The 14,260-nt window shown below is 34.1% G+C and carries 18 protein-coding genes and 2 rRNA genes; 15 read left to right on the top strand and 5 right to left on the bottom strand.

Features of this window, described 5'->3' with window-relative positions:
• Window positions 1–165: ribosomal RNA gene (locus IEV35_RS13690) — 23S ribosomal RNA — on the top strand; the annotation flags it as partial.
• A 131-nt stretch (window positions 166–296) separates the two neighbouring features.
• Window positions 297–412: ribosomal RNA gene (gene rrf / locus IEV35_RS13685) — 5S ribosomal RNA — on the top strand.
• A 180-nt stretch (window positions 413–592) separates the two neighbouring features.
• On the opposite strand, the gene IEV35_RS13680 is transcribed toward rrf, so the two are convergent.
• Window positions 593–778, bottom strand: coding sequence for a hypothetical protein (locus tag IEV35_RS13680; RefSeq protein WP_188385224.1), 186 nt, complete (start codon window positions 776–778; stop codon window positions 593–595).
• Between the two features lie 89 nt (window positions 779–867).
• Window positions 868–2,133: a BaiN/RdsA family NAD(P)/FAD-dependent oxidoreductase gene (locus IEV35_RS13675; protein ID WP_188385223.1), complete on the bottom strand. Its 1,266-nt coding sequence runs from the start codon at window positions 2,131–2,133 to the stop codon at window positions 868–870.
• Window positions 2,134–2,287: 154 nt separating this feature from the next.
• Here IEV35_RS13675 and IEV35_RS13670 point away from each other — a divergent pair, with 154 nt between their 5' ends.
• The 6 genes from IEV35_RS13670 to IEV35_RS13645 all read left to right on the top strand — a co-directional run bounded on the left by IEV35_RS13670 (window position 2,288) and on the right by IEV35_RS13645 (window position 8,010).
• On the top strand, window positions 2,288–3,916 hold the full coding sequence (locus IEV35_RS13670) for a putative polysaccharide biosynthesis protein (RefSeq protein ID WP_188385222.1): 1,629 nt from the start codon (window positions 2,288–2,290) through the stop codon (window positions 3,914–3,916).
• A 14-nt stretch (window positions 3,917–3,930) separates the two neighbouring features.
• Entirely contained in the window at window positions 3,931–4,644 is a 714-nt protein-coding gene (locus IEV35_RS13665; RefSeq protein WP_188385221.1) for a pseudouridine synthase, read from the top strand.
• Window positions 4,645–4,653: 9 nt separating this feature from the next.
• Window positions 4,654–5,208, top strand: coding sequence for an RNA 2',3'-cyclic phosphodiesterase (gene thpR, locus IEV35_RS13660; RefSeq protein WP_188385220.1), 555 nt, complete (start codon window positions 4,654–4,656; stop codon window positions 5,206–5,208).
• Between the two features lie 43 nt (window positions 5,209–5,251).
• Window positions 5,252–6,175, top strand: a complete 924-nt coding sequence (locus IEV35_RS13655; protein ID WP_188385219.1) for an NERD domain-containing protein — start codon at window positions 5,252–5,254, stop codon at window positions 6,173–6,175.
• Window positions 6,176–6,181: 6 nt separating this feature from the next.
• Entirely contained in the window at window positions 6,182–7,099 is a 918-nt protein-coding gene (locus IEV35_RS13650; RefSeq protein WP_188385218.1) for a diacylglycerol/lipid kinase family protein, read from the top strand.
• Window positions 7,100–7,203: 104 nt separating this feature from the next.
• Window positions 7,204–8,010 carry a phosphotransferase family protein gene (locus IEV35_RS13645; protein ID WP_188385217.1) on the top strand — a complete coding sequence of 269 codons (807 nt, stop codon included), beginning with the start codon at window positions 7,204–7,206 and terminating at the stop codon, window positions 8,008–8,010.
• Here the strand turns inward: IEV35_RS13645 and IEV35_RS13640 are convergent.
• Window positions 8,002–8,289 carry a YtzH-like family protein gene (locus IEV35_RS13640; RefSeq protein WP_188385216.1) on the bottom strand — a complete coding sequence of 96 codons (288 nt, stop codon included), beginning with the start codon at window positions 8,287–8,289 and terminating at the stop codon, window positions 8,002–8,004. The genes IEV35_RS13645 and IEV35_RS13640 overlap by 9 nt on opposite strands.
• A 76-nt stretch (window positions 8,290–8,365) precedes the next feature.
• Here IEV35_RS13640 and trmB point away from each other — a divergent pair, with 76 nt between their 5' ends.
• The 4 genes from trmB to IEV35_RS13620 all read left to right on the top strand — a co-directional run bounded on the left by trmB (window position 8,366) and on the right by IEV35_RS13620 (window position 10,861).
• Entirely contained in the window at window positions 8,366–9,004 is a 639-nt protein-coding gene (gene trmB, locus IEV35_RS13635) for a tRNA (guanosine(46)-N7)-methyltransferase TrmB (protein ID WP_188385215.1), read from the top strand.
• 98 nt (window positions 9,005–9,102) lie between these two features.
• Window positions 9,103–9,951, top strand: a complete 849-nt coding sequence (locus IEV35_RS13630; RefSeq protein WP_188385214.1) for a YtnP family quorum-quenching lactonase — start codon at window positions 9,103–9,105, stop codon at window positions 9,949–9,951.
• A gap of 98 nt (window positions 9,952–10,049) precedes the next feature.
• Window positions 10,050–10,220, top strand: coding sequence for a hypothetical protein (locus tag IEV35_RS13625; RefSeq protein WP_188385213.1), 171 nt, complete (start codon window positions 10,050–10,052; stop codon window positions 10,218–10,220).
• The gene (locus IEV35_RS13620; RefSeq protein WP_188385212.1) at window positions 10,220–10,861 is read left to right on the top strand and encodes a DsbA family oxidoreductase; all 642 of its coding nucleotides are present in this window, start codon (window positions 10,220–10,222) and stop codon (window positions 10,859–10,861) included. The genes IEV35_RS13625 and IEV35_RS13620 overlap by 1 nt, the downstream gene beginning before the upstream one ends.
• A gap of 36 nt (window positions 10,862–10,897) precedes the next feature.
• On the opposite strand, the gene IEV35_RS13615 is transcribed toward IEV35_RS13620, so the two are convergent.
• On the bottom strand, window positions 10,898–11,212 hold the full coding sequence (locus IEV35_RS13615; protein ID WP_188385211.1) for a PepSY domain-containing protein: 315 nt from the start codon (window positions 11,210–11,212) through the stop codon (window positions 10,898–10,900).
• A gap of 154 nt (window positions 11,213–11,366) precedes the next feature.
• Between IEV35_RS13615 and IEV35_RS13610 the strand changes: the two genes are divergently transcribed.
• Both IEV35_RS13610 and IEV35_RS13605 read left to right on the top strand, forming a co-directional pair.
• Complete coding sequence (locus tag IEV35_RS13610; protein WP_188385210.1) at window positions 11,367–12,431, top strand: M42 family metallopeptidase; 1,065 nt, start codon at window positions 11,367–11,369, stop codon at window positions 12,429–12,431.
• Window positions 12,432–12,492: 61 nt separating this feature from the next.
• Window positions 12,493–12,996: a DUF84 family protein gene (locus IEV35_RS13605; protein WP_188385209.1), complete on the top strand. Its 504-nt coding sequence runs from the start codon at window positions 12,493–12,495 to the stop codon at window positions 12,994–12,996.
• A gap of 54 nt (window positions 12,997–13,050) precedes the next feature.
• Here the strand turns inward: IEV35_RS13605 and IEV35_RS13600 are convergent, their stop codons facing one another.
• Entirely contained in the window at window positions 13,051–13,491 is a 441-nt protein-coding gene (locus tag IEV35_RS13600; RefSeq protein ID WP_188385208.1) for a YtoQ family protein, read from the bottom strand.
• A 156-nt stretch (window positions 13,492–13,647) separates the two neighbouring features.
• Here IEV35_RS13600 and IEV35_RS13595 point away from each other — a divergent pair, with 156 nt between their 5' ends.
• Window positions 13,648–14,160, top strand: a complete 513-nt coding sequence (locus IEV35_RS13595) for a hypothetical protein (protein ID WP_188385207.1) — start codon at window positions 13,648–13,650, stop codon at window positions 14,158–14,160.
• Window positions 14,161–14,260: the final 100 nt, after the last annotated feature.

Here is a 14,260-nt window from a genome sequence, read left to right as displayed (position 1 = left end):
GGATAAGTGCTGAAAGCATCTAAGCATGAAGCCCCCCTCAAGATGAGACTTCCCATCACTTCGAGTGAGTAAGATCCCTTAGAGACTATGAGGTTGATAGGTCCGAGGTGGAAGCGTGGTGACACGTCGAGCTGACGGATACTAATAGATCGAGGACTTAACTAACTTATTTGATTGTCGATTGTTTACTCTTATTTAGTTTTTAGGGTATAAACTCTAAAAGCGTTCAAGGATGTTCTATTAAAAGCGTCCACGTCCTGTGGACAACACAGAACTACATACATCCTGTATGCATGTCTGGTGATGAAGGCGAGAAGGTCACACCTGTTTCCATACCGAACACAGAAGTTAAGCTTCTCAGCGCCGATGGTAGTTAGGGCATTGCCCTTGTGAGAGTAGGACGTTGCCAGGCAATAAAATAAAGCCAAGAGACGATAAAATCGTTTCTTGGCTTTATTTTTTTGGTACAATACATTTAATTCTTTTGAAAGATATAAATTGTATTGAAGTTGATAAGGAATTTACACTTTTATCTTCCTGTAAAATTTAACTTCATTAAAAAAGGTGCATCCTGAGAAGGATGCACCTTTTTTTATGCCATTCCAAATGGTCCTAATTTTCCAGAGTTTGCTCCAGTATTTTTCATCCCGGTAACAAAAGGTACCATTTTGGCAATTGTTTGGCTAAGACTTTGGTTGTTCTTTCTCATCGTATAGTAGGTAGCAGCACCTACCCCAACGGATGCAAGAATTGGCAGCCATTTGCCTCTAGTTTGCATTAAAAACCAACCCTTCCCTTAAAGCCTTTTTAATTGTCCAGAGACAATCATTAATAGATTCCCACTAATCTTGAATTTAATTAGCGGTATCATATACCAGTTGACGATTCATATGCTGCATTCATACCTGCAAGCCTACCGGTTACTAATGCAGATGTGATATTATATCCTCCTGTATATCCGTGAATATCAAGTATTTCACCACAGAAAAATAATCTATCCATTAACTTAGATTGCATGGTATTTGGGACAATTTCTTTAATGGAAACTCCACCACCAGTGACAAATGCCTTTTCTAGCGGGAGTGATCCATTTACCTTAAATGTGAAATGTTTTATATCATGAACAAAAGCTCGTAAAGTCTCTTTACTAATATTTGCTCCTTTTAGCTCTTCACTGATGTTATTTTTTTCAAATAGGTAGTGCAGCAATCTTTCAGGTACTATACCTTTAACAATGTTTTTCACTATTTTTTTCGGGTTATCTTCCATTAAGGCTACTAATTCTTGATAAAGTTGTTCCTCGTGTTTATCAGGTAGAACATCAAGGTGCATCGTAACTATGTTGTTACCCTTCAATATTTCTTTAACTACAAATTGTGAACAACGTAAAACTGCTGGTCCAGATACCCCAAAATGAGTGAATATCATGTCCATTTTATGTGTAACAATTGGTTTATTTTTTTTATTTAGTACTGTTAGTGCAATATCTCTTAAAGAAAGTCCTTGTAATGTTTTTTGCTTAATGAACCCTTCATTGGAAGTAAGTGCAACTTCAGTTGGGTATAGTTCTGTAATAGTATGTCCAGCTTTTTTTGCCCATGCATATCCATCACCAGTTGAACCTGTGTATGGAACAGCTTTACCACCGACAGCAATAACAACTGATTTTGTATCAATTTGATTGCCATTTTCTAAGATAATAGTGTGTTTATCTTCTGCATAGTGTACTGCTTCAACGGGGGTGTTTAACTGAACTTTAACATTTAATTCATCCATTTTACTAAGTAATGCATTTACTACTGTCTTAGCAGAGTTTGATACGGGAAACATTCGACCATGGTCTTCTTCTTTTAGTTCTACTCCCATATTTTCAAAGAAGTCGATGATATCATAGTTATTGAAAACAGAAAATGCACTATATAAAAAACGGCCATTTCCAGGTATATGTTTAATTACTTCATCTTGTGGGAGACGGTTTGTCACATTACAACGTCCACCACCAGATATCGCTAGTTTTTTCCCTAATTTATTTCCTTTTTCAATTAACATGGTTTTAGCGCCATGCTCAGCAGCGGCAATAGATGCCATTAAACCAGACGGGCCACCACCAATTACAATTACATCATAGCTCAATACATATTCATTCCTTTCCAAACTATTTTACCACTTTTATAGGTCTATACACCATAATAAGTTATGATTACAAATGCATATAAGGTTATCTTTAGATTTCGTATTGTGATAAAATAGGCTGTATGGAGTAATTTAAGTAATTGCGGGTGAAGAGATGTCAAAGTCAACTATAGTACGGGGTGCGTTTTTATTAACAGCAGCCTCGTTTTTATCTAAGTTTTTAGGAATGATATATGTTATTCCTTTTAATGCTATGGTCGGGGAAGAAGGAATAGCTCTATATACATATGCCTATTTACCGTACAGTATATTAATTACAATTGCCACTGTTGGTATTCCGTTAGCAGTATCCAAGTTTGTTTCTAAGTATAATTCTTTAGGTGATTATTATACTGGAATGCGCATGTTTAAAACAGGAATATCTATGATGGCACTAACAGGAATTATAGCATTCTTAGCTTTATTTTTTAGTGCAGAAGTAATAGCAAAACAGATCATTGCGACTGATGACTTACATAACAGTGTTGAAGATGTGAAAATGGTTATTCGAATGGTTAGTTTTGCTTTAATAATAACTCCATCAATGAGTATTTTTAGAGGGTTCTTTCAAGGTAATCAATCAATGGGGCCAACAGCAGTTTCACAAGTTATTGAACAAATTGCACGTATCATATTCCTGCTCGTAGCAGCTTTTGTAATCATTTATGTGTTTAATGGTAGTACCAAGACGGCAGTCGGATTTGCAACATTTGCTGCTTTTATCGGTGCTGTTGCTTCATTAATCGTACTTTTTATGTATTGGAAAAAACGAAAACCATATATCGATAAACATATTGCCCAGCAGAAAACAGTTCATGATATCCCGAAAAAAGAGTTAATGTCAGAATTATTTCGTTATGCAGGTCCATTTGTAATAGTATCTATTGCAATTCCTGTCTTCCAATTAGTTGATACATTTAGCTTCAACAGAGCGATGACAGCTATTGGTTTAGGAGTAGAAACGGAAGCATTGTTTGCTGCTATCTATTCGCTTGGACATAAATTAGTTATTATCCCAGTTACTATAGCGACCGGTCTTTCATTAGCTGTAATGCCGGTATTAACATCTTCCTTTACACAAGGAAATCGGTCACAGCTAATCAATCAAATAAACCAAGCATTACAGATCATACTAGTTCTAGTGATACCTGCTTCATTTGGTTTATCCATGCTATCAAATGAGGCTTATGGAACGTTATACGGTGGAGTAAAAAATGATTTCTTACTTGATGCAGGTCCCTTACTTGGCTGGTATGCACCAGTAGGTATATTATTTGCACTACTCAGTGTAACTGCAGCGATTCTACAGGGAATTAATCAACAAAATCATGCCGTACTAAACCTATGTGCGGGAATAATATTTAAAGTATTGTTTAATATCCAGTTTATTCATATGTTTGAAGCAAAGGGTTCTATTTTTGCAACTGCAATCGGTTTAGGCATTGCTGTCGTATTGAATTTACTTCGTATTAAGGTGACGATAGATTATCCGTTTAAACAACTGATTAAACGTACTTTATTAGTGTTGATTTTTGTAGGGTTAATGGGAATTGTCATTTTCATCATAAAATTAATCGTTGGCTCTATATTCTCTTATGAAGAAAGCCGATTAGGTCTATCCTTTATGCTTGCACTTGGAGTTATGGTTGGTGGTTATGTTTATCTATGGTTTGCATATAAATCGACTCTTCTTGAACGGATCTTTGGGGAACGAGTAAGGAAATTAGGAAAGATATTTCGGTAATTAGAGGTGTTAACGTGAGATTAGATAAGTTACTAGCAAATATGGGATTTGGTTCTCGTAAAGAAGTGAAAACTTTAGTAAAACAAAAACAGGTTACTGTCAATGGGAAAGTTGTAAAGGACAGTGGGATGAAAATAGACCCTTCTAAAGATGAGGTTAGAGTAAAAGAACAATTAGTAGAATATAAACCATTTATTTACCTTATGATGAATAAGCCACCAGGGTATATTTCAGCTACTGAGGATAGATATGATAAAACGGTTATAGATTTATTATCACCAGAATATCAACATTATGAGCCATTTCCTGTTGGTCGATTAGACAAAGATACTGAGGGACTATTACTACTAACTAACGATGGCCAACTAGCTCATCAACTCCTCTCACCAAAAAAGGACGTTGGGAAAACATATTATGCGAGAATTTTGGGGAACGTAACGGAAAGAGATATAGAACAATTTGCAAGTGGTGTAGTACTGGAAGATGGTTACAAGTCGAAATCTGCAAAGTTATCGATTCTTTCCAGTGGTGAAATATCCGAAATTGAAGTTATTGTTACAGAAGGTAAATATCATCAAGTGAAAAGAATGTTTGAAGCTGTAGATAAAAAAGTAATCTATTTGAAACGTCTATCGATGGGAGAACTACATTTAGATGAAGCTTTAAAGCTAGGGGAGTATCGAGAATTAAGTGTGAATGAATTAAACTATTGTCAATCCTTAAAGTGAGGGTGTTACATGGCACATTATTTCATTGCGATACCAATAACAAAAGAATTAGCGGAGGAAATTTCTATATGGCAAATAGATCTAAAAGAAAAATTAGCATATAAAAACTGGCCATATCAAGATGACTTGCATATAACGTTAAAATTCTTAGGTGAGGTAGAAGATAAGAAATTGGAAAGATTACGAAATGAGTTGAAATCAGTACAATATCATGATTTTTCCATCACTATTGGTTCGATTGGGACTTTTGGAAAAGATGATCGCCCACGTGTTTTATGGGCAGGTGTAGAGAATACAGATGAGGTGAACGGACTTCACAATAAAATAGAAGAAGTGTCCGCCTCCGTTGGTTTTCCGAAAGAAAATCGCCCATATCGACCTCATATAACGTTAGCAAAGAAATGGAATGGAACAACGGTACATACAATGCATTTAGATGAAATTAAAGAGCTCTATAAGGATAAAACCTATACGTTACATGTCGATGAATTTGTACTGTATCAAATATTTCCTTCCCAAATACCAAAGTATAAACGAATTGATACTTTCCAGTTAATCCATTGAATTAATTATTTTCTATGTTAATTCATTTAAAGGGGGTAATCAGTTGGCACAATTAATTAAACTACAGAATTATATTACCCGTTATGAATGGGATATTTTTCGTTATCCTACTCAATATATTCGATTAAAGCAGGATAATTGGAAAAAGCTGCATTATCTGTGGAGTAATCAAGATTCTTTAAGTTTTCCATTTGAAGAACAGGCAGATGTTCCTCCAAGAAGAAAACGAAAATTTTTCTTCAGAAATAAATCGAACGAAGAAACATTGGAGGAAATAGAAAAGACAGAAGTTCTTCCGGACACGGAAGAGGAATTAAAACATTATTTTCTAAATCATCTTATTCCTTTTCAGTTTAAATGGGCAACATCGACAATAATGAATGTATCATTTGTTGATCGACAATATTATTCAGATGAGAAATTAGAATTCTTCTTAAAACGATTTCCAGATACGTATTTATTAATGTATTTTCCAATCTTTGAAATTCGAAAAGCTCCTGTTGAAGGTGAAATAATTCTCATCAATCCATTAGGAATAGAAATTATTCATATGGTAGAAGAAAATCCAAAGGTGATAATACAAGCAACAGATGATCGAAGCTGGATATTTGATGATGGAGTTCACCAGAAAAAACATTTGAGTCCAGTAATTGCTTTAAAAAGAACAGAGAAGATAGTGAAAAGTATATTAGAAAAACATTTCATCAGCTTCCCAATTCATAAAGTTATTCTTTCACGAACGAATCATATTAACTATGTCTCTGAACCTTACAAAACTAGTATTATTGGAAAACTAGAATATGAGAATTGGTTCGATAAGAAAAGGACATTATCTTCCCCTTTAAAAAGTATACAACTTAAAGCGGCAGAAGCATTGTTAAAACATTGCCAATCCTCCTATGTCAAGCGTCCTGAATGGGAAGAGGAAAATGAACAGTATGATTTTTTTACAAATGAAGGGGAATAAAACGTTATGTATATCTTTATTGTAAATCCAGTGGCTGGAAATGGGCGTGGCTGGAAAGTGTTTCAAAAGCTAGTGAAAAGTGACTTATATAACGATATAAATAGTCAATACTATGTAACAGAATATGAAGGACATGCTGAAGAAATTAGTAGACGAATCTGTAAAGAAAACAAGAAGATTAAGACAGTAATAATAATTGGTGGAGACGGTACAGTTAATGAAGTAGTAAATGGTTTAGGATCTAGTGGTATTCCAATAAGTTTCATCCCTGGAGGATCAGGAAATGACTTCGCTAGAGGATGTAACATAGATGGTTCTCCATTAGCTATATTAGAAAAGATTATTGCTGGAAAAGAAGGTAAACTATATTGGACGGGAAACCTTACATCAGATTCTATTACTAAAACTTTTGCTAATAGTATTGGGATAGGGTTTGATGCACAGATTGCCCAACGTGCAAATCAATCAAGCTACAAAAACTTTTTTAATAGGCTTCACCTTGGGACTTTAAGTTATGTATTAGCACTAATTCATGTTTTATTTAAATTCAAGCCTTTTAATGCTTCTATTGAAGTAAATGGTACGATAAGAACAATCCATAATTGTTGGATGGTTACAATAGCAAATCACCAATATTATGGTGGCGGAATGAAAATAATCCCTACGGCAAAGATTCAACCAGAGGTTTTACCTGTCCTTATAATTCATGACATATCGAAATGGAAAGTCTTAGGATTATTTATTACCGTATTTTTTGGGAAGCATATTGGTTTTAAAGAAGTAGAATTGTTTGAGACAGATAAGATAAAGTTACGCTTAGAAGCACCAATGGCAATTCAAATAGATGGTCAGAATAGTAGTAGTCAGTATTGTGAAATTGTTAAAAATAAGCAACCTATCCAAATAATGGGAGCCGATTTTTAAAAAATATTGAATAAGATATCTTGAAAATAATACAATAATTCGATAATCTATTATCATGTTTGTTTTTTTGATGGGAAATAATTAGTTGATTTGGGGAATGTATGATGGAATGGTTTAGGAAAGTATTAGATGAAGAATGGGAAATTATGCCTGCAGGTGGATTAACCGGTGAGGCTTATTTTGCCAAAAAAGATTCCAAACAGTTATTTCTTAAACGAAATTCATCCCCATTCCTAGCAGTACTTTCCGCAGAAGGGATTGTCCCAAAATTAGTGTGGACAAAACGACTTTATAATGGAGATGTTGTAACTGCTCAAAAATGGTTAGAAGGTCGAGAATTAAGACCAGAAGAAATGCAAAAGCAATGTGTAGCTGATTTACTCCATAAGATTCATCATTCTACGGAATTATTGCATATGCTACTTCGAATGGGAAAAAAACCAATCACAGCAGATGATAGTATTTTTACTGTTGAAAAGAGATTACATGCGAACCAACTAATGGGTACTTCTATAGAAATTAAAGATGGATTAAATTATTTAAATACTTATCTACCAATTGCAAGACAACATAAGCAAACTGTCTGCCATGGTGATATGAATCATCATAATCTGCTTCTTGCAGATAATAATCAACTATATTTAATTGATTGGGATAATGCAATGATAGCCGATCCCATATTAGACTATGGACGAGTACTCAACTCCTATATTCCGAAAGAAAATTGGAAAAACTGGTTAAAAAACTATGGAATTGAGCTTGATAACCAGTTTTTAATAAGAATGTATTGGTATTTAATTGTTGATACACTAACATATTTATCATTTCATAATGAAAGAAATGAATCTGATAAATACGAAGAACGTCTTATTGCGTTAAAGGAACTTAATTATCAAATGAAATTATTGTAAGTTTGTTTGTTCAATAGCACTTATCCAATGGTTTATATTTTCTTTATTAGTTGTAATATGTTCTTCATGATTTTGCACACTTTCTCCTTGTCTGCCGTAATTATAAATTTCTGGTAGAAGGTTAAGTAGTTGCTCGTCAGATATTGTATTATTAGCCATCATAGATTTAACTAATCTTTTTATTTGCTGATATTCGGATACTTGTGCACAACATTCTGATTGTTGTTCATCTAAAAGGTCCATAAGTAATTCAAGTTGATGATTAACTGTCAATGACATATGAATTCACCTCAGTAATTAGTATTAGATAATTGAACTAAAATATGTAAAAGCAGAATAGAGAGGTGTATGACACTTGCGTCAAAGAAATAAACCTTGGGCAGATGACTTCCTAAGAGAGAATACAGATTTAATTATTCCAAATGCTAATGAGTATAAAAATAAATGGAAAGATTTATTTGGGAATGATTCCCCGATTCATGTAGAAATAGGTACAGGGAAAGGTCAATTTATTGTTGGAATGGCAAGACAATATCCACATATTAATTTTATTGGTATCGAACTTTCCAAAAGTGTTATTGTAACTGCTGCACAAAAGGTACAAGAATCAGGTCTAAGTAATATTCGATTAATTCAAGAAAATGCAGAAAATCTATTAGAATTATTTATGGAAAATGAAGTGGATACTATCTACCTAAACTTTTCAGATCCATGGCCAAAAAATCGCCATGAGAAAAGAAGATTAACATTCCGTACATTTCTAGAAAGATATGAAGAAGTTTTACATCCAAGTGGTGAATTAATATTTAAGACAGATAATCGTGGGCTGTTTGAATACTCACTTGTGAGTTTTTCAGAATATGGATTATTACTAAAAGAAGTAAGTCTGGATTTACACCGTGACGATGATCCTGAAAATATAATGACTGAGTATGAAGAAAAATTTTCAGCGAAGGGTCAGCCTATCTACCGATGCAAAGCTGTATTTAACTAAGGAGGGTTAACCCTTCTTTTTTTATGTACTTTTGAAAACGTTTGCGGTGAATGTATTCCTTCGCTAAACTATAGGTGAGTGGAAAGGGGTTTTAAAATATGGAGAGACTTGAGATAGGACGGGCTACCTTAACTTGGCTAAATGGGGGAGTTAACCATTTAGATGGTGGGGCAATGTTTGGAGTAGTGCCTAAAGCATTATGGTCGAAAAAATACCCAGCAAATGAAAAAAATCAAATTGAATTACGTACAGATCCATTATTACTTGAAATTGACGGGAAGACAATATTAATAGACACCGGAATTGGGAATAGTAAATTAACTGATAAACAAATAAGAAATTTTGGAGTAACAGAAGAGTCCGAGGTAGATATTTCTTTACAACAATTAAATCTTACACCGGATGACATTGATATTGTATTAATGACGCACCTACATTTTGACCATGCTTGTGGCTTAACCAAAAAATCTAATTCAAATGAGGATTACATATCAACGTTTAAGAATGCAATTATTTATACTACGGATGTGGAATGGAATGAAATGCGATCACCTAATATTCGTTCTGTTAACACTTATTGGGAGAAGAACTGGAAACCAATTGAGCATCAAGTCCAAACATTCCGCGATGAACTTGAGGTAGTCGAAGGTTTAAAAATGTATCATACAGGGGGACATAGTGATGGCCATGCTATAATTGTCTTTGAAGATGACGATGCATGTTTTATCCATATGGCTGACATTATGCCAACAAATGCCCATCAAAATAAATTATGGGCTATGGCTTATGATGATTATCCAGTAACTTCCGTTCATGAAAAGGAAAAATGGATGGAATATGGTTATAAACGTAAGGCTTGGTACACTTTCTATCATGATGCTTATTATCGAGCGATTCAATATAATGAATCAGGTGAGCGTATTAATAGCATAGAAAGAGAAAGATAAATTATACTTGTATAAAGCAGAGAAAAAAGCTCTGCTTTATTTTATAGCAATGGGAAATTAGTTACTTGCTCTAATTAGTAAAGGAGGAAGTTAGTAAAGTGGAAAAAGACAAACGAGTAATAAATATAGATCTAAATCCTAAAGAATCAAATAATAAAAATGTTCCCAAGAAGTTTGAGACAATTGAAATAGGTGATTCATCAGGTTTTTTTTGTGATGTAAATACAGGGGTTTGTGGACCAATTAAAAAAAAGGAAGAGGGAAACTAATGAAAATTACAATTTGGTCGGACTTTGTATGTCCGTTCTGTTATATCGGAGAATCTCATTTAAGTCAAGCATTGGAGAGTTTTGAACATGCTGATGAAGTAAAAATTGAATATAAGAGCTTTTTACTTATGCCAGATGCGGAATATGTTCCAGGGAAAAGCTATGCAGAAACGTTTTCGGACATGAAGGGAATTCCAATAGAACAGGCGAAGCTTATGCTTAACCAAGTTGTGGATATGGGAAAAAACTCTGGTCTTGACATAAATTATGATATTGCAAAACTCTCTAGTACAACAGATGCCCATCGAGTTTTCCAATATGCTAAAAAGCTAGGAAAAGGAAATGAATTCTTCAGTCGTTTTTATACTGCACATTTTACTGAAGGTGAAATATTAAGTGAAAAAGAAACAATAATACGTCTAGCTGAGGATGTTGGACTCGATGTTGATGAAGTACAACGAGTTTTGGATAGTAGTGAGTATAACGAATCTGTTACTCAAGAGTTACAGGAAGCACGTGCAGTTGGTGTACAAGGTGTTCCTTTCTTTGTATTTATAGATAAGTATGCTGTTTCAGGTGCACAGCCTGTTGAAACATTTATTCAAGTTTTAAATAAAGTATGGGAAGAACAAAAAAGCTAACTCGTGTGAGTTAGCTTTTTTTACTTCACAAAATAGTTAAACCGACTCAATTACGTCAATCACAGCACCAGTTTCTACATCTGCATAAAATTCATATTGTTTGTTTTGACCATCAAAACTTCTTGTTACACCACCGCGATAAGCATTGTATGTAAGCCCATTTTTTTCAATTGTTTCTGGTTTCATATATATCCATGAACCACTTATTGGGCCATGTTTTTTAAATGTTTCTTTTGCATTTTTTAATGCTTTTTCAGGTGTGATCTTTTTATGTTGTTCTAATTGTTGTTTTGCTATGTAACCTGCTGCGAACCCTACACCAGCTGCAACTACTGCTTTTCTCCAACTCATTTAATCACCTCATGCATCAATTCTATACTTTTTCTTAGTATACCGTAAATGAATTAAAATAGAAAATATAATTAAGATATGAATGAATTGTGGAAACAATTGAATGCTTGATTTATACTTAAGAAGTATTTACATATTCGATGGAGGGTTATATATGAATCAGGAAACTTTAGAACTATTTAAAACCTTGACTGAGTTACAAGGTGCTCCTGGGAATGAACACCCAGTTCGTGCATTTATGAGAAGCGAACTAGAAAAATATGCTGATGAAGTTATTCAAGATAATCTAGGCGGTGTCTTTGGGGTTAAAAAAGGATCTGGCCCTCGAGTACTCGTTGCTGGTCATATGGATGAAGTTGGCTTTATGGTAACTCAAATTACGAAAACAGGATTAATTCGCTTCCAAACTCTTGGCGGTTGGTGGAATCAAGTTTTACTTGCACAGCGTGTACAAATTATGACAGATAATGGGCCAGTTATAGGTGTAATTAGTTCTATTCCTCCGCATAACTTAACGGAAGAGCAACGTAAAAAACCAATGGAAATTAAAAATATGTTAATTGATATTGGTGCAGATGATAAAGAAGATGCGGAAAGAATTGGTATTAAGCCTGGTCAAACAATTGTACCTGTTTGTGAATTTACACCGATGGCGAATAGCAAAAAAATTCTAGCTAAAGCTTGGGATAACCGATATGGATGTGGGTTATCTATTGAATTACTTAAAGAATTACAAAATGAAACATTACCGAATCAATTATTCTCTGGTGCAACTGTTCAAGAAGAAGTTGGTTTACGTGGTGCAAAAGTTGCTGCGAATATGATTAATCCAGATATCTTCTATGCGCTTGATGCTTCTCCTGCAAATGATATGACTGGTAGTGAAAATGAGTTCGGTCACTTAGGAAAAGGTGCTTTATTACGTATTTTTGACCGTTCAATGATTACTCACCGTGGGATGAGAGAATTTGTATTAGATACAGCAGAATCTAATAATATTCCTTATCAATATTTTATCTCTCAAGGTGGAACGGATGCAGGAAGTGTTCATTTATCAGGAAATGGAGTGCCTTCAGCAGTAATTGGTATTTGCTCACGTTATATCCATACATCATCTTCTATTATTCATGTAGATGATTATGCAGCAGCAAAAGAACTTTTAGTAAAACTAGTTAAATCAACTGATCAAAATACAGTAGATATGATTCGGAAACAGTAGTAAAAACAGCTGCTCAGCTTGAGCAGTTGTTTTTTTAATCATCATATAAGGAGTGCAGGAGATGAAGATATCTGTAGGTTCAACTAATCCCACAAAAGTAAATGCTGTCCAAGTAATTTTTGCAAATGCTACTGTATTTGGACATGATGTTGATTCACACGTTTCTTCGCAACCATTTTCGGATGAAGAGACTATGGTAGGAGCAATTAACCGAGCGAACCAATGTGCAAATTCTAAGTCTAATGTTTTTGGTATTGGCTTAGAGGGTGGTGTTATGTACATAAAAGAGCAATTATATTTATGTAACTGGGGCGCTTTAGTAACTCCAGATGGAAAGACGTACGTAGCAAGTGGGGCAAGAGTTCTACTGCCTAAGGAAATTGAAGAAGAGTTAAAACATGGTGTTGAATTAGGGGACATTATGGATCAGTATGCACAAAAAACAGGAGTTTCAAAAAAAGAAGGAGCAATAGGCATATTTACAAATAATCGATTATCTCGACAAGATATGTTTGAACAAGTAGTTACATTGCTTAAAGGGCAGTGGGAGCATTGGGAAAAATAAAACATATATAAAAAAGGCTGTACTCCATAACATTTCGGAGTTAGCCTTTTAATGTTATTCGTAAATATAAGCTAGAACCTCAACTGCTTGATCAACCGTTTCCACTGTAACATTCGCTTTATTTGATAGTTCCTTTAGAGGATGAATTAAGTTTTCTGGTCGAACAATTATGGTTGGTTTGTTTAAAGCAATTGCAGTACTTGCATCCATAGCTGTATTCCATTGTTTGTATTTGTCACCAAATAATGCAATAACTACGTCTGCTTTTTGCATTAACACTTGTGTTCGGAAATTATTAATACTGGAAGCTGCATCATCACGGTAATATTTACCAGGTTGTGTTCCTAATACATCTTCTCCAATATCATCAGAACGATCATGATTTGTCTGTGGACCAACAAATTTTAAAGGTAAATTTTTATCCCTAGCCTTTTTAACTACCTCTTCTCGCCAATTATCATGAATCTGACCTGCTAAGTAAACAACTAGCTCCATTTCGTATTCCTCCTATAACATATGGTACTATAATAGTATCTAATAAATTGTCGAATGAAAAGTGTTTCGAGTCGAGGCTTGAAATATCTTGAATTAATAGTAAGATAAAAAGAGTAAATTATCAAAAATAGGTCTAAAGTTGGAGGAAAAAGGAAAATGCCAAAAATTACATATATAGTAAGTGGCTTGTTACTGTTATTTATAGTGATTATTTCGTTCACCACATATCAAAGTGAAGATTCAATTATTCAACAAGTAGAAAAAGTTGCTGAAGATACTTTCTTTACTGATGAAATACCAGTTGAAAATTATAACGGAGAGCATTTTCAATTTTACCTCCCTGCACAAATGGATGTAACTGAGGTGGATGATTTTAATGCAGTTCTAACAAAAGGGGAACAGACGGTAATTGTCTTTTATAATAAACTTGAAAATGATACAAGTAAGTTAAATTATGAAGCTGCTAAAACAGATGATGCTGCGCTACTAACGACTTTTTCAGATGAACGGAAATTTGGGTATATTCGTTTACTTCAAGAACAAGAGGATACTGATTATGAAATACAAATTGGAGTTGGCGGAGTAAAATTAACGACATTTTCAAGTAAGCATAATGTAGTCGCAGATACAGAAAACTTGATGATGTTAGCATTATCTATTGTTGATTAAACTAATTGTCTTAAAGTGTATATTAGTTGAATCAAGACACAATCCTAGCTATCATAGAGAAATGAATTAAATGTAGCCGAAAAAAGTAGGGGGCTTTATA

It is taken from the genome of Ornithinibacillus halotolerans (assembly GCF_014637405.1).
In the GTDB taxonomy this organism is placed as follows: Bacteria; Bacillota; Bacilli; order Bacillales; family Amphibacillaceae; genus Ornithinibacillus; species Ornithinibacillus halotolerans.
The sequence above is the reverse complement of the archived record's forward strand: the minus strand, read 5'-3'. Positions and strand labels throughout refer to the sequence as shown.